Source organism: Frigidibacter albus (assembly GCF_009908165.1).
In the GTDB taxonomy this organism is placed as follows: domain Bacteria; phylum Pseudomonadota; class Alphaproteobacteria; order Rhodobacterales; family Rhodobacteraceae; genus Frigidibacter; species Frigidibacter albus.
On record NZ_JAAAUC010000001.1, the window covers coordinates 461,564 to 479,375 of the forward strand.

Genomic DNA, 17,812 nt, shown 5'->3' on the forward strand with positions numbered 1-17,812 from the left:
GGCAAAGATGGCCAGTGCAGCGAAGGGACAGCACATGACGGCACTCATCGGCTTTCTGAACACCATCTTCTGGGGATATATCCTGATCTATGGCCTGCTGGCCGTGGGCGCCTATTTCACCGTCCGGCTCGGTTTCGTGCAGTTCCGCCATTTCATCGAGATGTTCCGCTGCGTGACCGGATCGAGCTCGGCCGACAAGAACGGCATCACCCCGTTCCAGGCGCTGACCATCAGCCTTGCCTCGCGCGTCGGCACCGGCAACATCGCCGGGGTGGCCGTGGCGCTGTACCTTGGCGGGGCCGGGGCGATTTTCTGGATGTGGATGGTGGCGCTGGTCGGGATGGCCACCGCCTATGCCGAAAGCAGTCTTGCGCAGCTCTACAAGACCCATGGCCCCAACGGCATGTATCGCGGCGGGCCGGCCTTCTACATCTCCAAGGGCCTTGGCCTGCCCTGGTTGGGGGCGGTGTTCTCGGTCTGCCTGATCCTGTCCTTCGGGCTCGTGTTCAATGCGGTGCAGGCGAACTCCATCGCGGATGCGTTCCAGGGCGCCTTCGGGGTGCCGAAATGGCTGGCCGGGCTGATCATCGCCACGGTCGCAGGCGTGGTCATCTTTGGCGGCATCCGCAAGATCGCCTCGGTGGCCGAGGTGGTGGTGCCGTTCATGGCGGGCGCCTATCTGCTGCTGGCGATCTGGGTGATGCTGACCAACCTCTCTGCCGTGCCGGGCGTCATTGCCGAGATCTTCGCCAGCGCCTTTGGCCTGACCGAGGCCGCGGGCGGCATCGCGGGCGGCGTTGCTGCCGCGGCGCTGAACGGCATCAAGCGCGGCCTGTTCTCGAACGAGGCGGGCATGGGATCGGCCCCCAACATCGCCGCCGTGGCGATGCCGGACCCGCATCACCCGTCCTCGCAGGGCTTCGTGCAGGCGCTAGGGGTGTTCATCGACACCATCCTTGTCTGCACCGCCACTGCGGTGATGATCCTGCTGTCGGGCGTGCTGGAGCCGGGGTCGGGTATCACCGGAACCGCGCTGACGCAGCAGGCGCTGGTGCATCACTTCGGCGTCGCGGGCGGCTGGTTCGTGGCGATCGCCATCCTGTTCTTCGCCTTCACCTCGATCATCGGCAACTATGCCTATGCCGAGAATGCGATGGTGTTCCTGGGGCAGGGCAACACCACCGGCCTGACCGTGCTGCGGGTCGCGGCGCTGGCGATGGTGATCTGGGGTTCGCTGCAGACGGTGGCGACGGTGTTCGACTTTGCCGATGCCTCGATGGGCCTGATGGCGACCATCAACCTGATCGCCATCGTGGCACTGTCGGGCACGGTGTCGGCGCTGACCGCGGATTACCTGCGCCAGCGCAAGGCGGGCTCCATGCCCAAGTTCCATGTCGGCCAGCACCCCGCCATCGCGCGCGGTGTGGATACCGAAATCTGGAAGTGAGCGCTTCGCCCCGCCCTTCGCGGGCGGGGCGTTTTCCCCTTTCCCCGCATTTGCATCCCCGCCCCTCTGTGCTAGCAAAGCGCCGCACAGTGCCGGAGATGGAACATGGACGGGTTGGACGCTCTCAAGCGCAAGTATCTCGAAGGCGTCGCCGCCGCGGGGGATGAGGCAGCCCTCGAGGATCTGCGCCTTGCCGCCCTTGGCAAGAAGGGCGAGATCAGCCTGAAGATGCGCGAGCTTGGCCAGATGACGCCCGAGCAGCGCCAGACCACCGGCGCCGCGCTGAACCTGCTGAAGGACGAGATTGACGCAGCCCTGCGCGGCAAGAAGGCCGCGCTGTCCGATGCCGCGCTGGACGAGCGCCTGCGCGCCGAATGGCTGGACGTGACCCTGCCGGGCCGCCCCCGCCGCATGGGCACCATCCACCCGGTCAGCCAGGTGACCGAGGAAGTGACCGCGATCTTCGCCGACATGGGCTTTGCCGTGGCCGAGGGGCCGCAGATCGAAAGCGACTGGTTCAACTTCGACGCGCTGAACATCCCGCCCGAGCATCCGGCGCGGCAGGAGCATGACACCTTCTTCATGGCCCGCGGTGCCGGTGACAACCGGCCGCCGCATGTGTTGCGCACCCATACCAGCCCGGTGCAGATCCGCGCCATGGCCGCACAGGGCGCGCCGATCCGGGTGATCGCCCCCGGCCGCGTCTACCGCATGGACATGGACCAGACCCATACCCCGATGTTCCATCAGGTCGAGGGCCTCGCCATCGACCGCGACATCAGCATGGCCAACCTCAAATGGGTGCTGGAAGAATTCTGCCGCACCTATTTCGAGGTGCCCGAGGTCGAGCTGCGCTTCCGCGCCAGCCATTTCCCCTTCACCGAACCCTCGGCCGAGGTGGATATCCGCTGTTCCTGGGAAGGTGGCCAGCTGAAGATCGGCCAGGGCGACAGCTGGATGGAGATCCTGGGATCGGGCATGGTCCACCCCAAGGTGCTGTCCGCCGCCGGAGTGGACCCGGCCGAGTGGCAGGGCTTCGCCTTCGGCATGGGCATCGACCGGATCGCCATGCTGAAATACGGCATCCCGGACCTGCGCGCGTTCTTCGAGAGCGATTTGCGCTGGCTGCGGCACTATGGGTTTTCGGCGCTGGACATGCCGTCGGTGTTCGGGGGGTTGAGCAGGTAGATGGGATGGCTGGACAAGTTTAAGGGATGGTCCGAGCGCAAGTTGAGGCTCTCGCAGATCAAGATTTTGTACCAAAACTTCCACGCTATTGATGATCTCTTACCTCAGTTTGAAACTATGCGCGAAGCTGGAATTTCATCTGACGAGAGCGTCATCTCTGCGCTCTTGGCATTCCGAGAAATTGTGGAAGATGGCATTGGCGAACTGTGTTGGAGCACAGTGCTGACAGAACGTCAGTCCCAAGAGCTGCTCCAAGTCAACTCTCAACTCAAGATGCTCTACTCAAGCGTATATGAGGGAAAGCGCGCTGCGCGCGCTGCTTTTGGCGGGACTGCTGGCGATCTTCAAGCATTCGCTGATCGCTATAAACCGGCTTGTGGCTGGGAACGCTTTTCCGACAACGAGTGGGATGCGCTGGTATCGAAGGCCCTGAAAAGGACGAACCCATGAAATTCACCCTCTCCTGGCTCAAATCCCATCTCGACACGAGCGCCAGTCTCGACGAGATCCTCTATGCGCTCACCGATCTTGGCCTCGAGGTCGAGGAGGTGCAGAACCCCGAGGAGACGCTGGGCCGCTTCACCATCGGCTTGATCACCGCCGCCGAAAAGCACCCCGATGCCGACAAGCTGCGCGTCTGCACCGTGCAGACGGATGAGGGCGAACGGCAGATCATCTGCGGCGCGCCGAATGCGCGGGCGGGGATCCGCGTCGTGGTGGCCAAGCCCGGCGACTATGTGCCGGGGATCGACACCACCATCCAGGTCGGCAAGATCCGCGGCATCGAGAGCCAGGGCATGATGTGCTCGGGCCGCGAGCTGGAGGTCAGCGACGATCATGAGGGCATCATCGAGCTGCCCGAGGATGCGCAGGTCGGCCAGCGCTATATCGACTATGCCGGGCTGAACGACCCGATGGTCTATATCAAGGTCACCCCGAACCGCCCCGACGCGCTTGGCGTGCGCGGCATCGCCCGCGATCTGGCGGCGCGCGGCCTTGGCACGCTGAAGCCGCTGGAGGTGGTGCCGGTGCCGGGGGCCTTCCCCTGCCCGGTGTCGGTGACGCTGGCGCCCGAAGTGGCGGACACGGCCTGCCCGCATTTCGTCGGCCGGGTGATCCGCGGCGTGACCAACGGCCCCAGCCCCGACTGGCTGCAACGCCGGCTGATCGCCATCGGGCTGCGGCCGATTTCGGCGCTGGTGGATATCACCAACCTGTTCACCTTCGACCTGAACCGCCCGCTGCATGTCTTCGACGCGGGCAAGGTGCAGGGCGGGCTGGTGGTGCGGTCCGCGCTGGAGGGCGAGAGCCTTCTTGCGCTGGACGGCAAGACCTACGCGCTGCGGCCGGGGATGACCGTGATCGCCGACGATGCCGGGGTGGAAAGCCTTGGCGGCGTGATGGGGGGCGAGGCGTCGGGCTGTTCCGAAGCCACCACCGAGGTGTTCCTCGAAGCGGCGTTCTTCGACCCGATCCTGACGGCCACCACCGGCCGGGCCCTGCGCATCAACTCCGATGCCCGCTACCGCTTTGAACGCGGCATCGACCCGGCCTTCACCGCGGACGGGATCGAGCTGGCGACACGGATGATCCTGGATCTGTGCGGCGGCGAGGCTTCGGATGTGGTGGTGGCGGGCGCCGCGCCGGATACCACCCGCGCCTACCGGCTCGACCCGGCCCGCGTGGTCAGCCTGGTGGGGATGGACATCCCCGAGGCCGAGCAGCGCGCCACGCTGGAGGCGCTTGGCTTCACGCTGGAGGGCGACATGGCGACCCCGCCAAGCTGGCGCCCCGATGTGCTGGGGCAGGCGGACCTGATCGAGGAAGTCGCCCGCATCGCCTCGCTGACCAAGCTGGTCGGCAAGCCGCTGCTGCGCGGCGATGCCGGGGTGCCGGGCACGATCCTGACGCCGATGCAAGTGCGCGAGCGCGCCGCGCGGCGGATGCTGGCGGCGCTTGGCTACAACGAATGCGTCACCTACAGCTTCATCGACCGCGCCAGCGCCGAGCTGTTCGGCGGGGGCGAGGAGGCGGCCCGGATCGAGAACCCGATCTCGTCGGAAATGACCCATATGCGCCCCGACCTGCTGCCCGGCCTGCTGGCCGCGGCGGCGCGCAACCAGGCGCGCGGCTTTGCCGATCTCGCCCTCTTCGAGGTCGGCCCCGCCTTCCACGGCGGCGAACCGGGAGAGCAGCATCTGCAAGCCGCCGGCCTGCTGATCGGCGCCAGCGCCCCGCGCGACACCTTCGCCAGCCGCCGCCCGGTGGATATCTACGACGCCAAGGCCGATGCCGAGGCGGTGCTGTCGGCCATCGGCGCGCCCGCCAAGGTGCAGATCACCCGCAAGGGCCCGGGCTGGGGCCATCCCGGCCGGTCCGGCGCGATGGCGCTTGGGCCGAAGGTGCTGTGTGCCTTTGGCGAGGTGCATCCCAAGGTGCTGCGCGCGATGGATGTGAAGGGCCCGGCGGTGGCCTTCACCCTGTTCCTCGAGGCGGCGCCCTTCCCGAAAGCCAAGACCCCGACCCGCCCCGCGCTGGTGCTGTCGGACCTGCAATCCGTCGACCGCGACTTCGCCTTCGTGGTCGATGCCGGGGTGGAGGCGCTGACCCTCGTCAACGCCGCCGCAGGCGCCGACAAGGCGCTGATCGAAAGTGTGCGGGTCTTCGACCAGTTCGCGGGCGAGAAGGCCGAGGCGCAGATGGGCGCGGGCAAGAAATCGCTGGCGATCACCGTGCGCCTGCAACCGCAGGCGCGCACCCTGACCGAGGAAGAGATCGCGGCGGTGTCGGCGAAGATCATCGAGAAGGTGGCCAAGGCAACCGGCGGCAGCCTGCGCGGCTGAGGGCGGCAGCGGGGGTTTCACACCCCCGCACCCCCGTGGGATATTTTAGCCAGCAAGAAGGGGCAGGTGCGATCCTGCCCCTTTGCCTTTCGCAAATATCCCGGGGGGGAGGGCCGCAAGGTCCTTGGGGGCAGCGCCCCTGCGCCGCCACCTGTCAGCGCGGCGGCTGCTCCAGCCCCCGCTGAACGGCCGGACGAGCAAGGAAGCGGTCCAGATAGGCGGGCACATTGGTCAGCGAGCCCCACTCCACCTCGGCATCCATCTTGTAGTATTTCCGCGCGCCCCAGAGCCAGGGGGCGATGGCGATATCGGCGATGGAATAGTCACCCGCGATCCAGTCGCGCCTCTCCAGCTGCCGCTCCATCACGCCCAGAAGCCGCTTGGCCTCATCAGCATAGCGCTGGCGGGGGCGGGGGTCTTCGATCTCTTTCCCGGCGAAGGCGTGGAAGAAGCCGTATTGGCCGAACATCGGCCCGACGCCGCCCATCTGGAACATCAGCCATTGCAGCACTTCGTAGCGCGCGGCGCCGGTCGGCAGCAGCATCCCCGACTTCTCGGCCAGATAGATCAGGATCGCGCCGCTTTCGAACAGCGGCATCGGCTGGCCGTCCGGCCCCATCGGGTCGAGAATCGCGGGGATCTTGTTGTTGGGATTCAGCGACAGGAATTCGGGGCTGAACTGGTCCTTGCTGTCGAAGGACACAAGATGCGCGTCATAGGGCAGGCCGGTCTCCTCCAGCATGATCGAGATCTTCACGCCGTTCGGGGTCGGCAGCGAGTAAAGCTGGATCGCGGCAGGGTCGCGCGGCGGCCATTTTCGGGTGATCGGGAAGGTGGAAAGGTCGGTCATGGGCGCTCCTGTGCGGGGGCTGTGGGGGCTCGGCATCGGCGGTAAACGTAGTGATGCGGCGGCGCGAAAAGAACCCGCCTCTTGGTGCGCAATCTGATAGCGTTCACCTGCGCAGCTGCACATGAAGGAAGGCGGCTGCCGGTGGGACAAGAACAGAGGACAGTAGAATGTTGAAAGAGTTCAGGGACTTCATCGCCCGCGGCAATGTCATGGACATGGCGGTGGGCATCATCATCGGTGCGTCGTTCACCGCGATCGTCAGCTCGATGGTGGCCGATCTGATCAACCCGATCATCGGCGTGATTACCGGCGGGATCGACTTCTCGAACCTGTTCGTCAACCTGGGCGACGGCGAGTTCGCCAGCCTTGCCGCCGCACGCGAGGCGGGGGCGGCGGTCTTTGCCTACGGGGCCTTCCTGACCGCGGTGATCAACTTCCTGATCGTCGCCTTCGTGGTGTTCCTGCTGGTCAAGCTGGTGAACCGCGTCAAGGAAACCGCGGCACGCAAGGCCGAGGAGGCGCCGCCGGAGGACAAGCCGGTCGCGCCCTCGTCCGAGCAGTTGCTGGCCGAGATCCGCGACCTGCTGAAGTCGCGCGCCGCCTGAGGCGGGGGTCGCTCCCACCGGGAGCGACCTGTTTAGGCCTTCAGCGCCAACCGGGGTGAGAGCACGTCGATGGCCAGCGCCCGGCCCACCGCCGCATAGGTCAGGTGGCCGGCATGGGTGTTGAGCCCTGCGAGCAGGTGTTCATCCTCCTCGCAGGCGCGGCGCCAGCCTTTGCCCGCCAGCGCCAGCAGGAACGGCATCGTCGCGTTGCCAAGCGCGAGGGTCGAGGTGCGGGCCACGGCGCCGGGCATGTTGGCGACGCAGTAATGCAGGATCCCGTCGACCTCGTAGATCGGATCCTGGTGGGTGGTGGCGCGCGAGGTCTCGAAGCAGCCGCCTTGGTCGATGGCGACATCGACGATCGCGGCGCCGGGTTTCATGGTCTTCAGCTGCTCGCGCGTGACCAGCTTCGGGGCGGCAGCGCCGGGGACCAGCACCGCGCCGATGACCAGATCGGCGGCGGCGACCTCGGCCGCGGTGGCGGCGGCGCTGGCATAGAGTGTGCGGAACTGGCCGCCGAACACATCATCCAGATAGCGCAGCCGCGGCAGCGAGCGGTCGAGCACGGTGACGGCGGCCCCCATCCCGGCGGCGACGCGGGCGGCATGGGTGCCGACGACACCGCCGCCGATGACCGTGACGCGGGCGGGGGCGACGCCGGGGACGCCGCCGAGCAGGACGCCGCGGCCGCCATTGGCCTTTTGCAGCGTCCAGGCGCCGACCTGGGGGGCGAGTTTGCCGGCGACTTCGGACATCGGGGCCAGCAGAGGCAGGCCGCCGGCGCGGTCGGTGACGGTTTCATAGGCGATGGCGGTGACGCCGGAGGCGAGCAGGTCGCGGGTCTGGTCGGGGTCGGGGGCGAGGTGGAGATAGGTGAAGAGGACCTGGTTTTCGCGGAGCATTTTACGCTCGGCGGATTGGGGTTCCTTAACTTTTATGATGAGGTCGGCCCAGGCGAAGATCTCTTCGGCGGTGTCCAGAATGCGGGCTCCGGCGGCGGTGTAGTCGTCATCGGCGAATCCCGCGCCGAGGCCGGCGCCGGATTGCACTGCGATTTCATGGCCATGCGCCTTGGCCTCGCGGGCGGCATCCGGGGTCAGGCCGACGCGGTATTCCTGGGGTTTGATTTCCTTGGGGCAGCCGATCTTCATGGTCTCTCCTCCCTGAGTAACCTTGACTAACTGTAGGTTAAGTTTGGCGCAGGTCAGGGGTGGATGCTTTGAAAAGAAGGGGTGGTGCAGGGGCTCGCTTGCGCGTAATCTTCGGTGAAACTGGCAAAAGCCGACAGAAAGTTGCACGAATATGGATCTTGACGCGACGGACCGGCGGATTTTGACCGTTCTGCAAAAACAGGGGCGGATCACCAATGCCGAGCTGTCGGAGCGGGTGAACCTGTCGCCCTCGGCTTGCCATCGGCGGGTGCAGCGGCTGGAGGAGGAAGGGTTCATCGGCAGCTATGTGGCGCTGCTGAATGCCCGAAGGCTGGGGCGGCCGACGACGGTGTTTGTCGAGATCACCTTGCAGGGGCAGGCGGATGAGGTTCTGGAAGCCTTTGAACGCGAAGTGAAAAAAATCCCCGACGTGCTGGAATGCCATCTGATGGCGGGCACGGCGGATTACCTGTTGAAGGTTGTGGCGCAGGATACCGAGGATTTTGCGCGCATCCACCGGCAGCATCTGGCGCGGTTGCCGGGGGTGGCGCAGATGCATTCGTCCTTTGCGCTGCGCACGGTGCAGCAGACGACCGCGATTCCGGTTTAGGCAGCGTCTGGAAAGCGTATGGAACCTGTATGGTTTTCATATGGCTGTTTATGCAGCGAGCGGTGGTCTGTCAGAGGGTAGGGCCTGACCGCCGGGCGGGCGCTGCGACGCCAGTTCTAGGCGCTTTATGGTGCGGCATCTCTCCCCGGTGTTCTGGGCGCAGGCGTTGAGGAGCGCCCGCCCGAGGGGGCGGTCGGGCGCTGCCCGGCGGCGCCAAGGCGCCTTGATTCCGGGCAAGAGAGGGGGGGCACCCTTAGATACCCAGCAGCGCTGGCAGGTCTGCCATCGAGCTGAACACCGTCGCGCCCTCTGCCGCCAGTGCCACGCCGCTGCCGGTGGCGGCGTAGCCGAAGCAGGCCATGCCCGCCGCCTTCGCTGCCCTTGCCCCGGTCGCACTGTCCTCGATCACCGCGCAGCGGGACGGGGCCGCGCCAAGGGCGGCGGCGGCGTGGAGGTAGAGGCCGGGGGCGGGCTTGGGGCAGCCGAGATCCTGGCCCGAGAACATCCGCCCTTCCAGCCGCGCCCAGAGGCCGGGGTGCTGGCCGAGCGTCACCTGCATCTTGTGGCCGGTGCCGTTGGAGCCGACGGCATAGGGCAGGCCGGCGGCGTCGAGCCGGTCCAGCACGGCCTCGATGCCCGGCACAAGGTCGGTGCCAAGGGCGAGCCTCGCATAGAGCCGTTCGTAGAAATCGGCGACCCAGCCTTCGGGGAGGCGCGCACCCAGTTCCGTGGCGCGCTGGCCGACGCCGGCGATGGTGCCGCCGATGAACAGATGCTCCATCTCGCTGTGCGACAGGGGCAGGCCGAAGCGGGCCAGATCCTCGCCCAGCAGGGTGAAGGTCATCGGCTCGCTGTCGACCAGCACGCCGTCGCAGTCGAAGAGAATGGCATCAAAGGTCATGGCGGCGTCAGTCATTCGGAGGCTTTCAGCAGGGTGATGGTGGTCTCGCCGTATTTGCGCTGGTCGAGCAGGGTGAAGCCTTCGGGGGGCAGCGGCGGGGTGCTGTCTTCCCAGACCACGACCGCGCCGGGGACGAGCCAGCCGCCGGCGATGCAGGAGGCGAGGGCAGCTTCGCCCAGCCGTTTGCCATAGGGCGGGTCGAGGAATACCAGGTCGAAGCGCGGGCCGCGGTTTGGGCCCATCTTGGTGGCATCGCGGCGCCAGACATCGGTGACGCCCATGGCCCGTGTCAGCTCGATATTGCGGCGCAGGAGCGCGCGGGCGGCGGTGCCGTCATCGACGAAGGCGGCATGGGCGGCGCCGCGGCTGAGCGCCTCCAGCCCCAGGGCGCCGGTGCCGGCGAAGAGGTCGAGCACCCGCGCGCCGGGGATCGGGTTGCCGCCCGAGGCTGCGACATGGGCGCCGTTGATGAGCAGGTTGAAGATCGACTCGCGCACCCGGTCGGTGGTGGGGCGCAGATGCGCGGCCTCATCCCCTGCGCCGACCTCGGCCAGCTTCAGCCCGCGCTTTTCGCCGCCGATGATCCTCATAGCAGGGCTTTCAGGTCGGTGGCGGGGTCGGCGATGGCGGCAGGCGCCGGCGAGCGCCCGGCCTCGATCAGGCGCTTGCCGATCATGTAGGCGCGGGCATCGTTCGCGGCATCGACGGCCAGAAGGGTGTCGCCGGCGTAGTACCAGAAGGAGATGCCATTGCCGGTGCCGGGACGGGTGATGACCCGGTCATGCCCGGTGTTCAGGCCGGCGATCTGCAGCTTCACGTCGTATTGGTCGGACCAGAACCACGGTTTCGGGATATAGGGCTGCGCGGCGCCCAGCATGTTGGCGGCGACGGTCTCGGCCATGTCGATGGCATTGCCGACGCTTTCCAGCCGCAGCCGGGCGCCGGTGGCATCGCCGGGCAGCGGGAAGGAGGCGCAATCGCCCGCGGCCCAGATGGCGGGGTCGGAGGTACGGCCATATACGTCGGTGGCGATGCCGTTGAGGACGGTCAGGCCTGCCGCCTCGGCCAGAGCCGTTTCGGGCATGACGCCGATGCCGAGGATGACGAAATTGGCCGCGATTTCTGTGCCATCAGCCAGCAGGGCGCCGGTGACATGGCTCTCGCCCAGCAGGCGGTCCAGCCCGGTGCCCTCGCGGATGGTGACGCCGTGGCTGCGGTGCAGGGCGCGGAACCAACCCGCGGTCTCGGCGCTGGCGACGCGGCCGAGGATGCGGGGGGCGGCTTCGATCAGGGTGGCGCTCAGGCCCAGCTTGGCGGCAACCGCCGCCGCCTCCAGCCCGATATAGCCGCCGCCGACGATCAGCAGCCGCGCGCCGGGGCGGAAGAGCGGGGCCATGGCGTCGACATCGGCGAGGTTGCGCACCGCGAAGACGCCGGCGAGGTCGCCGCCAAGCGCGGGCGGCAGGCGGCGGGGGCGGGCGCCGGTGGTCAGCGCGAGCTGGTCGTAGGGAAGCGTCTGGGTCCCGTAGGTCACCGTCTTCGCGGCCGGGTCGATGGCGGTAGCGGGGGTGCCAAGCTGCAGCGTCACGCCCTGATCGGCCCAGAAGGCGGGGGCGCGGAGGGCGAGGCGGTCCAGGGGCATCTCTCCCAGCAGGTAGCCCTTGGAGAGGGGCGGGCGCTGGTAGGGCGCCACAGGCTCGTCGCCGATGAGGGTGAGGTCCCCGCTATGGCCAAGCGCGCGCAGCTTGGCGGCCAGCGAGGCTGCGGCCTGCCCGGCCCCCACGATTACGATGCCTGCCATTTTGCGACGCCTTTTGCTGGTCCGGAAGCGGGGGCGAGCCTATAACCGGGGGACAGGGAAACACAACGCGCGAGGGAGTGCTGCATGACGATTTCCGAGGGAAGCAAGCTGCCGGAGGCGGTGCTGCTGCAGGTTGGCGACAATGGGCCGGAACAGGTGGATCTGGCCGCGAAGCTGGCCGGGCGCAAGGTAGTGATCTTTGCGGTGCCGGGGGCCTATACCGGGGTCTGCACCACGGCGCATGTGCCGAGCTTCGTGCGCAGCAAGGCGAAGTTCGACGAGAAGGGCGTGGACGAGATCATCTGCATCTCCGTCAACGACCCCTTCGTGATGAAGGCCTGGGGCGAGGTGACCGGCGCGGCGGAAGCCGGGATCACCATGCTGGCGGATGCGGAGAGCAACTTCACCACGGCGATCGGGATGGGGTTCACGGCGCCCCCCGTCGGCCTCATCAACCGCTCGGCCCGCTATGCGATGCTGGTCGAGGACGGTGTGGTGAAGGTGCTGCACAGGGAAGCGTCCCCGGGCCAGTGCGAGGTGTCGGGCGGCGAGGCAATGCTGGACGCGATCTGAAAATGGGGGGCGCCGGGTGCGGCGCCCTTAGTCCACCAGAAGGGGGCGGGGGCCGTCTTCCGGCTTGGCGGGGTCGTAGACCAGCGTCTGCGTGGGGAAGGGGATGTCCACGCCAGCGGCGTCGAATTCCTCCTTAATCCTTCGGGTCAGGTCGCATTTTAGCGCCCACCAGTCGGCGCGGTTGGCCCAGACCCGGAACACGAAATCGACCGAGCTGGCGCCCAGCTCCTTGACCTTGACGAAGGGGGCGGGGTCTTGCAGGGCGCGGGGGTCGGAATGGGCGATCCGCTCCAGCACCTCCTGCGCGATCTGCAGGTCGCTGCCGTAGGAGACGCCGATGGTCAGGTCCATCATCCGCGTCGGGTTGGTGGTGTAGTTCTTGATCGCCGAGGACCAGATGTCGCTGTTGGGCATGATGATCTGGAGGCCATCGTAGCTCGCCATCTCGGTGTAGAAGAGCGAGATTTCGCGGACCGATCCCGCCTGCCCGCCGGCCTCGATATAATCCCCCACGCGGAACGGGCGGAACATCACCAGCATCACCCCGGCGGCGAGGTTCGACAGCGTGCCTTGCAGCGCGAGGCCGATGGCGAGGCCGGCGGCGCCAATGACCGCGACCAGCGAGGCGGTCTGGATGCCGAAGCGGCTGAGCACGAAGATCAGCGCCATCACCATGATGGTGTATTTCACCACATTGCCGAGGAAGCCGAAGAGCGTGGCATCGACGCGCGGGTGGCGGCGGGCGAATCCTTCCACCCGGCGGCGGGCCCATCCGGCGACGGTGAGGGCGACGGCGAAGATGACGATGGCGTAGATGACGTTCAGCGCCATGGCGATGGCGAGGGTCACCCGTTCGTCGGTGACGAAGCCGTTGAGGTTGAAGCCGTCCATAAGTCCCCCGTTTCGCGCAGCGTGGCAGTCGGGGACCGAACGCGGGGGCGGCGGGGAGGGTTCCCGATCAGCCGGGGGCCTGTCCATGATGCAGCTTGCACAGGCATTCTACCGGCTCGGAATGGTCGCGCTGCACCTCTGCCTCGCTCCCTGCCAGCTTGTCCATCTTCCGGGCGAGGTCGATGTCGAGCATCGAGAGGCCATCTGCGGAATGGGTGGTCAGCGTCACATCCACCACGTTGTAGATGTTGGACCATTCGGGGTGGTGGTTGGCCTTTTCTGCCGCCAGCGCGGCGCGGGACATGAAGCCCCAGGCCTCGGAGAAGCTGCGGAACTTCCAGATCTTGCGGATCGCGTCGCGTTCCGGGATCGCGCCCCAGCCGGTCTGGCCGAGCGCGGGGAGGTGGTCTTGCCGTTCGGCCTCGGTGAGGGGGGCGGTCATTTCGGCTCCTTCGGGGGCATCAGCGCATCGTCGAGCGCGGTGGCGCGCAGGTAGGCGGGGCGGCTGGTGACGCGGGCGGCGTAGGCCTCGAAGGCCGGGCGCCTCGGCAGGGTGCCGAAGCCGAGGCCCCAACTGACGGCTGCGCCGACATAGACATCGGCGGCGGTGAAGGTCTCGCCCGTGACATGGGTCTGCGCCGACAGGAGCGCATCCAGCGCATCCACGGCGGCGTCATAGCTGCCATATCCGAACATGCGGCCGCGTTCCGTGTCGGGATCCCAGCCTACGGAGTGGTTCGTCACCGCAGCCTCCAGCGGGCCGGAGGTGAAGAACAGCCAGCGGTAATAATCGGCGCGGTCATCCAGCGCCGGAGCAAGGCCCGCTTGCGGGAAGGCGTCGGCCAGATAGGCACAGATGGCGGCGCCTTCGGTGACGGTGCGGCTGCCATGGGTGAGGGCCGGCACCTTGCCCATCGGGTTGATCGCCAGATAGGCAAGGGATTTCATGCCCTCGCCGTAAGCCAGCACCACCGTGTCATAGGGCTCGCCCACCTCCTCCAGCATCCAGCGGGCGATGCGGCCGCGCGACATCGGGTTGGTGTAGAGCGTCAGCTTGCCTTGCATGGTGAGTCTCCGTTGGTTCGCGGCGATGCTAGCGCAAACCCGGCTGGGCGGCGCGGGGTTTCAGTCGGCTTCGGCGCCGGTCCGCCGGAACGGGCCATAGCCGGTCAGCACCTCGATTTCTTCATCCACCGCGGCGCGTTCGGCGCGCAGATACTGCGCCACCGCCTTGCGGAAGCCGGGATCCCCGATCCAGTGCAGCGAATGCACCGGGCTGGGCAGATAGCCGCGCGCCAGCTTGTGCTCGCCCTGCGCGCCGGCCTCGACCCGGGCAAGGCGCTGGGCGATGGCCCAGTCGATGGCGCGGTAGTAGCAGCATTCGAAATGCAGGCAGGGGTGATCCTCGATGGCGCCCCAGTAGCGGCCATAGAGCGTATCGCGGCCGATGAAGTTGAGCGCGCCGGCGACGGGCTGGCCTTCGCGCTCGGCCAGCACCAGCAGGATGTCGCCCCGCAAGGTCTCCTGCGCGATGTCGAAGAAGGCGCGGGTCAGGTAGGGGCGGCCCCATTTGCGGCTGCCGGTGTCCTGGTAGAACTCCCAGAACGCGTCCCAGTGGTGGGGTTGCAGCGCGTCGCCGGTCAGGGCGGTGATGCTGCCGCCGAACTCCTGCGCGCGCTCGCGTTCCTTGCGGATGGTCTTGCGCTTGCGCGAGGAGAGGTCGGCGAGGAAGGCGGCGAAACCCTCATAGCCGCGGTTCTCCCAGTGGAATTGCTGGGTGATGCGGTGGAGCAGGCCCATTTCGGCGCCGGCCAGCGCCTCGGCCTCGGTGCAGAAGGTGATATGCGCCGAGGAGAGCCGGTTTTCGGCGGCGAATTGGACGGTGGCCTGCACGAGGGCACCGGCGCCCGTGGCCTCATGGCCCGGCGCGGTGAGGAAGCGGCGGCCGGTGGCGGGAGTGAAGGGCACCGCCGATTGCAGTTTGGGGTAGTAGCTGCCGCCCGCCCGCTCCCACGCGTCGGCCCAGCCGTGGTCGAAGATGTATTCGCCCTGGCTGTGGGATTTGGCGTAGAGCGGCATGACGGCGATGGTGCGGCCGCCGCTGCGCGCGACGAGGTGGCGGGGCGTCCAGCCGGTGCCGGGGACGACGGAGCCCGACGCCTCCAGCGCGTGCAGGAAGCGATGGGTGGTGAAGGGGTCGGCGGGGCGGCCGCTTGCCGCTTCGCCTAAGGTTTCGGGGCAGGCGCAGGCATCCCACTCTGCGGCAGGGATACCGTCGATGCCGGTCAGGACGGTGATTTCGATTGTGCCGCTCATGGCACCACAGGTGGGGTGCCGCGCCGCGGCGTCAAGCCGGGAATGGCGCGGCGTAACCTTCGAAGGTGATGTTCTGTGCGAGGCTGCGGGCGGCTGCCTCCGCCTCGGGGGAGCGGATCGTCCAGCACAGGATGGCTGCGCCCGCCGCGTGCAGTTCGGCCACGCGGGGGCGGGTGAGGTCGCCGTGTTCGTGCGAGATGAAGCTGGCGCCGCTGCTGGTGTAGTCGGGGATCTCGCGCAGGCGGTCGCAGATTTGCGCGGGCAGGGGCGCCCAGTCGGCGGGGTCATAGGCGCTGGTGGTCAGGCCGACGGTGACACCGGGGGCGGCGGCGGCGAAGGCGGTGACGGCGTGGGGGTTGAAGGACATCACCGCGAGCGGGCCCTGGTAGCCTTTGAGCACCTCGGCCACCGTTGCCTCGAACCCGTTGGTATTTGGCCCCATCGCGCCGTCCTGGTCCTTGATCTCCACCAGCAGCGGAACCTTGCTCGCGACCAGCGCCAGCACTTCGGCGAGGGTGGGGATCCCCTCGTCGCCGCCCAAAAGCGGCAGGGCGCCCAGATCGGCGGCGCTGTGGGTGCGGATCGGGCCGGACTGGCCGGTGAGGCGCTTGAGGTCGTAGTCATGGAACACCATCGGGGTGCCCTCGGCCGAGGGCTGCAGGTCGATCTCGATCCCGTAGCCGGCCTGCACCGCGGCGCGGATGGCGGCGCGGCTGTTTTCGGGGCGGCCCGCCGCCCGGTCATGCAGGGCGCGGTGGGCGATGGGTAGGCGCAGGAAATCCGGGTGCAGGGGGGCGGGCATCAGCGGACCTGGAAAATCGCTTCGATCTCCACCGCCACGCCGCGGGGCAGCGAGGGGGCCGAGACCGCGGCGCGGGCATGGCGGCCGGCATCGCCCAGAACCTCGACCATCAGGTTCGAGCAGCCGTTGATGACCTCGGGCTGGTCGGTGAAGTCCGGCGTGGAGTTGACGAAGCCGGTGAGCTTCACCACCCGTACGATCCGGTCCAGATCGCCGCCGCAGGCCGCGCGGGCCTGGGCCAGCAGCGACAGGCCGCAGCGGCCGGCAGCCTCCACCCCGTCGGCCACCGTCAGGTCATCGCCCAGCTTGCCGATGATGAGCCCATCGGGGCCCTGGCTGATCTGTCCCGAGACGAAGACCAGATCGCCGACCTGAACATAGGGCACATAGTTGGCAGCCGGGGCGGGGGCGTCCGGCAGGGTCAGGCCAAGGCTGGTCAGTCTGGCGTCGATGGTTCCGGTCATGGCATGTCCTTTGCGAGTCGCGTTGCGGCGGAGGCTAGCGCCGGGCGGGGCCGGGCGGAACCCCGGAACCGTCACCCCGCCGGGAAGGCGCGGGCGAAATAGCGGGTGAGCGGACCCAGCAGCAGCGCCAGCGGGGGCTGCGGGCGGGTGGCGATGAAGCCCTCGACCGGCAGGCCGGGGGTCAGCGCTTCGGTGCCGGGGCCGGCGGTCACCTCGACCTCGGCACGGAAGAAGGCGGGGGTCTCGGCGCTGTCCTGCAGGGCGTCGGGTGAGATGCGGGCGATCTGGCCGGTGGGGTTTTGCCCAATGCCGGCGCCGGGGCCGGGCAGGCGGAGGCTGACGGTCTGGCCGGGCTGGACGTGGCCGATCTTGCCCGCCGGGATCCGCAGCGCCACCAGCAGCGGCCGGTCTTGCGGGACAAGGTGCAGCACCGGCTCGGCCGGGCGGATCACGGCGCGGGGGGTGGTCACCTGCAGCGCGTGGACGATGCCGGCGGCGGGGGCGCGCAGGTCGAGCTGGCCGAGGCGCAGCAGCAGGGCGCCCCGCCGCTCGGCCAGTTCCATCTCGCTGGCGGCAAGGTCGCGCAGGCCGGCCTCTGCCTCCTCGCGCCGACTGGCCTGCAGGCGTAGCGCCTCGATCAGGGTCTCGCTGTGGCGGGCCTCGGCCTCGGCGGCGGCGGCGGCAAGCTCTCCGGCGCGGCCATCGAGGCGGGCGGCCTCGCGTTCCAGCGCCAGAACGCGGGCCGATTGCGCAAGGCCGCGGTCCAGCAGGCTGCGCTGGCCCGCCAGTTCCTCGGCAATCAGCGCCTGCTGGCGGAGGAGGGCGGCACGTTCGGCGGCAATGCCCTCGCTGCGGGCGGCGATCTGGCTTGCGCGGCGGTCAAGGAGGGCGGCTTCGGCCGCGGCGGTTTCCGCGCGGGCGGCGAAGAACCGGGTCTGTCCGTCGATCAGCGCGGTGAAATCGGCGCGGGAGAGGGGGGCAAGCTCGGCCGGCATGGCCAGCTTGGCGGCGCCGACGCGTTCCGCCTCCAACCGCCCGCGGCGGGCGAGATGCTCGACATAGAGCGCTTCGACGATGGCAAGCTCGGATCGCAGGGCGGCGCCGTCGAGACGGATCAGCACGGTCCCAGCCGCCACCCTGTCGCCCTCTGCCACCAGAATCTCGGCGACGACACCGCCATCTGGGTGCTGCACCACCTGGGCACGCTGCTGCACCTCGACCCGGCCGGGGGCGATGATGGCGCCCGAAAGCGGTGCCAGCGCCGACCATGCCGCCAGGCCGGCCGCCAGCAGCACCAGCACCAGCGCGCCGGCGAGGGCCGGGCCGCGGACGGCAAGGGCGGGGTCATCGCGCCTCATGCCGGGGCGCTT

At 68.3% G+C, this 17,812-nt stretch carries 19 protein-coding genes; 7 read left to right on the forward strand and 12 right to left on the reverse strand.

Annotated elements, in window-relative coordinates; all coding sequences use genetic code 11:
* The first annotated feature begins 34 nt into the window (after window positions 1-34).
* From GVY41_RS02060 to pheT, 4 genes are all read left to right on the forward strand, one after another.
* Complete coding sequence (locus GVY41_RS02060; RefSeq protein WP_161342875.1) at window positions 35-1,447, forward strand: alanine/glycine:cation symporter family protein; 1,413 nt, start codon at window positions 35-37, stop codon at window positions 1,445-1,447.
* A gap of 105 nt (window positions 1,448-1,552) precedes the next feature.
* Window positions 1,553-2,635 carry a phenylalanine--tRNA ligase subunit alpha gene (pheS, locus tag GVY41_RS02065; protein ID WP_161342877.1) on the forward strand — a complete coding sequence of 361 codons (1,083 nt, stop codon included), beginning with the start codon at window positions 1,553-1,555 and terminating at the stop codon, window positions 2,633-2,635.
* On the forward strand, window positions 2,636-3,085 hold the full coding sequence (locus GVY41_RS02070) for a hypothetical protein (RefSeq protein ID WP_161342879.1): 450 nt from the start codon (window positions 2,636-2,638) through the stop codon (window positions 3,083-3,085). It begins immediately after the preceding gene.
* Window positions 3,082-5,478: a phenylalanine--tRNA ligase subunit beta gene (gene pheT, locus GVY41_RS02075; protein WP_161342881.1), complete on the forward strand. Its 2,397-nt coding sequence runs from the start codon at window positions 3,082-3,084 to the stop codon at window positions 5,476-5,478. The genes GVY41_RS02070 and pheT overlap by 4 nt, the downstream gene beginning before the upstream one ends.
* A 154-nt stretch (window positions 5,479-5,632) precedes the next feature.
* Here pheT and GVY41_RS02080 read toward each other — a convergent pair whose 3' ends face one another.
* Window positions 5,633-6,328, reverse strand: coding sequence for a glutathione S-transferase N-terminal domain-containing protein (locus GVY41_RS02080; RefSeq protein WP_161342883.1), 696 nt, complete (start codon window positions 6,326-6,328; stop codon window positions 5,633-5,635).
* Between the two features lie 167 nt (window positions 6,329-6,495).
* Here GVY41_RS02080 and mscL point away from each other — a divergent pair, with 167 nt between their 5' ends.
* Complete coding sequence (mscL, locus tag GVY41_RS02085) at window positions 6,496-6,933, forward strand: large conductance mechanosensitive channel protein MscL (protein WP_161342885.1); 438 nt, start codon at window positions 6,496-6,498, stop codon at window positions 6,931-6,933.
* A gap of 32 nt (window positions 6,934-6,965) precedes the next feature.
* On the opposite strand, the gene ald is transcribed toward mscL, so the two are convergent.
* Complete coding sequence (ald, locus tag GVY41_RS02090; RefSeq protein ID WP_161342887.1) at window positions 6,966-8,084, reverse strand: alanine dehydrogenase; 1,119 nt, start codon at window positions 8,082-8,084, stop codon at window positions 6,966-6,968.
* A 151-nt stretch (window positions 8,085-8,235) separates the two neighbouring features.
* On the opposite strand from ald, the gene GVY41_RS02095 reads away from it, so the two are divergent.
* Window positions 8,236-8,694 (forward strand): Lrp/AsnC family transcriptional regulator, encoded by a 459-nt coding sequence (locus tag GVY41_RS02095; protein ID WP_161342889.1) that lies wholly within the window; start codon window positions 8,236-8,238, stop codon window positions 8,692-8,694.
* Window positions 8,695-8,947: 253 nt separating this feature from the next.
* Here GVY41_RS02095 and GVY41_RS02100 read toward each other — a convergent pair whose 3' ends face one another.
* The 3 genes from GVY41_RS02100 to GVY41_RS02110 are packed head-to-tail and all read right to left on the reverse strand — an operon-like array spanning window position 8,948 to window position 11,396.
* Window positions 8,948-9,610, reverse strand: a complete 663-nt coding sequence (locus GVY41_RS02100) for an HAD family hydrolase (protein ID WP_229725887.1) — start codon at window positions 9,608-9,610, stop codon at window positions 8,948-8,950.
* Window positions 9,607-10,185: a 16S rRNA (guanine(966)-N(2))-methyltransferase RsmD gene (gene rsmD / locus GVY41_RS02105; RefSeq protein ID WP_161342891.1), complete on the reverse strand. Its 579-nt coding sequence runs from the start codon at window positions 10,183-10,185 to the stop codon at window positions 9,607-9,609. The genes GVY41_RS02100 and rsmD overlap by 4 nt, the downstream gene beginning before the upstream one ends.
* Window positions 10,182-11,396, reverse strand: coding sequence for an NAD(P)/FAD-dependent oxidoreductase (locus GVY41_RS02110; RefSeq protein WP_161342893.1), 1,215 nt, complete (start codon window positions 11,394-11,396; stop codon window positions 10,182-10,184). Before GVY41_RS02110 ends, rsmD begins: the two co-directional genes overlap by 4 nt.
* 84 nt (window positions 11,397-11,480) lie before the next feature.
* Here GVY41_RS02110 and GVY41_RS02115 point away from each other — a divergent pair, with 84 nt between their 5' ends.
* Entirely contained in the window at window positions 11,481-11,969 is a 489-nt protein-coding gene (locus tag GVY41_RS02115; protein WP_161342895.1) for a peroxiredoxin, read from the forward strand.
* 27 nt (window positions 11,970-11,996) lie between these two features.
* On the opposite strand, the gene GVY41_RS02120 is transcribed toward GVY41_RS02115, so the two are convergent.
* The 7 genes from GVY41_RS02120 to GVY41_RS02150 all read right to left on the reverse strand — a co-directional run bounded on the left by GVY41_RS02120 (window position 11,997) and on the right by GVY41_RS02150 (window position 17,800).
* Window positions 11,997-12,860: a mechanosensitive ion channel family protein gene (locus GVY41_RS02120; RefSeq protein WP_161342897.1), complete on the reverse strand. Its 864-nt coding sequence runs from the start codon at window positions 12,858-12,860 to the stop codon at window positions 11,997-11,999.
* Between the two features lie 67 nt (window positions 12,861-12,927).
* Complete coding sequence (locus GVY41_RS02125; protein WP_161342899.1) at window positions 12,928-13,302, reverse strand: 4a-hydroxytetrahydrobiopterin dehydratase; 375 nt, start codon at window positions 13,300-13,302, stop codon at window positions 12,928-12,930.
* A complete protein-coding gene (locus GVY41_RS02130; RefSeq protein ID WP_161342901.1) occupies window positions 13,299-13,925 on the reverse strand; it encodes a glutathione S-transferase family protein in 627 nt (208 codons plus the stop codon). The genes GVY41_RS02125 and GVY41_RS02130 overlap by 4 nt, the downstream gene beginning before the upstream one ends.
* Window positions 13,926-13,985: 60 nt before the next feature.
* A complete protein-coding gene (locus GVY41_RS02135) occupies window positions 13,986-15,176 on the reverse strand; it encodes a GNAT family N-acetyltransferase (RefSeq protein WP_161342903.1) in 1,191 nt (396 codons plus the stop codon).
* A 31-nt stretch (window positions 15,177-15,207) separates the two neighbouring features.
* A complete protein-coding gene (locus GVY41_RS02140; protein WP_161342905.1) occupies window positions 15,208-15,978 on the reverse strand; it encodes a glycerophosphodiester phosphodiesterase family protein in 771 nt (256 codons plus the stop codon).
* Window positions 15,978-16,442, reverse strand: a complete 465-nt coding sequence (locus GVY41_RS02145; RefSeq protein WP_161342907.1) for a RidA family protein — start codon at window positions 16,440-16,442, stop codon at window positions 15,978-15,980. The genes GVY41_RS02140 and GVY41_RS02145 overlap by 1 nt, the downstream gene beginning before the upstream one ends.
* 71 nt (window positions 16,443-16,513) lie before the next feature.
* Window positions 16,514-17,800, reverse strand: a complete 1,287-nt coding sequence (locus GVY41_RS02150; protein WP_161342909.1) for an HlyD family type I secretion periplasmic adaptor subunit — start codon at window positions 17,798-17,800, stop codon at window positions 16,514-16,516.
* Window positions 17,801-17,812 lie beyond the last annotated feature (12 nt).

What these genes read in the sequence shown, in the direction of transcription:
- GVY41_RS02130 (WP_161342901.1), bottom strand. Translation starts at nt 13,925, where the DNA reads ATGCAAGGCAAGCTGACGCTCTACACCAACCCGATGTCGCGCGGCCGC.
- GVY41_RS02100 (WP_229725887.1), bottom strand. Translation starts at nt 9,610, where the DNA reads ATGACTGACGCCGCCATGACCTTTGATGCCATTCTCTTCGACTGCGAC.
- GVY41_RS02080 (WP_161342883.1), bottom strand. Translation starts at nt 6,328, where the DNA reads ATGACCGACCTTTCCACCTTCCCGATCACCCGAAAATGGCCGCCGCGC.
- pheS (WP_161342877.1), top strand. Translation starts at nt 1,553, where the DNA reads ATGGACGGGTTGGACGCTCTCAAGCGCAAGTATCTCGAAGGCGTCGCC.
- GVY41_RS02145 (WP_161342907.1), bottom strand. Translation starts at nt 16,442, where the DNA reads ATGACCGGAACCATCGACGCCAGACTGACCAGCCTTGGCCTGACCCTG.
- rsmD (WP_161342891.1), bottom strand. Translation starts at nt 10,185, where the DNA reads ATGAGGATCATCGGCGGCGAAAAGCGCGGGCTGAAGCTGGCCGAGGTC.
- GVY41_RS02125 (WP_161342899.1), bottom strand. Translation starts at nt 13,302, where the DNA reads ATGACCGCCCCCCTCACCGAGGCCGAACGGCAAGACCACCTCCCCGCG.
- ald (WP_161342887.1), bottom strand. Translation starts at nt 8,084, where the DNA reads ATGAAGATCGGCTGCCCCAAGGAAATCAAACCCCAGGAATACCGCGTC.
- GVY41_RS02070 (WP_161342879.1), top strand. Translation starts at nt 2,636, where the DNA reads ATGGGATGGCTGGACAAGTTTAAGGGATGGTCCGAGCGCAAGTTGAGG.
- GVY41_RS02110 (WP_161342893.1), bottom strand. Translation starts at nt 11,396, where the DNA reads ATGGCAGGCATCGTAATCGTGGGGGCCGGGCAGGCCGCAGCCTCGCTG.
- GVY41_RS02115 (WP_161342895.1), top strand. Translation starts at nt 11,481, where the DNA reads ATGACGATTTCCGAGGGAAGCAAGCTGCCGGAGGCGGTGCTGCTGCAG.
- GVY41_RS02140 (WP_161342905.1), bottom strand. Translation starts at nt 15,978, where the DNA reads ATGCCCGCCCCCCTGCACCCGGATTTCCTGCGCCTACCCATCGCCCAC.
- GVY41_RS02150 (WP_161342909.1), bottom strand. Translation starts at nt 17,800, where the DNA reads ATGAGGCGCGATGACCCCGCCCTTGCCGTCCGCGGCCCGGCCCTCGCC.
- GVY41_RS02120 (WP_161342897.1), bottom strand. Translation starts at nt 12,860, where the DNA reads ATGGACGGCTTCAACCTCAACGGCTTCGTCACCGACGAACGGGTGACC.
- GVY41_RS02095 (WP_161342889.1), top strand. Translation starts at nt 8,236, where the DNA reads ATGGATCTTGACGCGACGGACCGGCGGATTTTGACCGTTCTGCAAAAA.
- GVY41_RS02135 (WP_161342903.1), bottom strand. Translation starts at nt 15,176, where the DNA reads ATGAGCGGCACAATCGAAATCACCGTCCTGACCGGCATCGACGGTATC.
- mscL (WP_161342885.1), top strand. Translation starts at nt 6,496, where the DNA reads ATGTTGAAAGAGTTCAGGGACTTCATCGCCCGCGGCAATGTCATGGAC.
- pheT (WP_161342881.1), top strand. Translation starts at nt 3,082, where the DNA reads ATGAAATTCACCCTCTCCTGGCTCAAATCCCATCTCGACACGAGCGCC.
- GVY41_RS02060 (WP_161342875.1), top strand. Translation starts at nt 35, where the DNA reads ATGACGGCACTCATCGGCTTTCTGAACACCATCTTCTGGGGATATATC.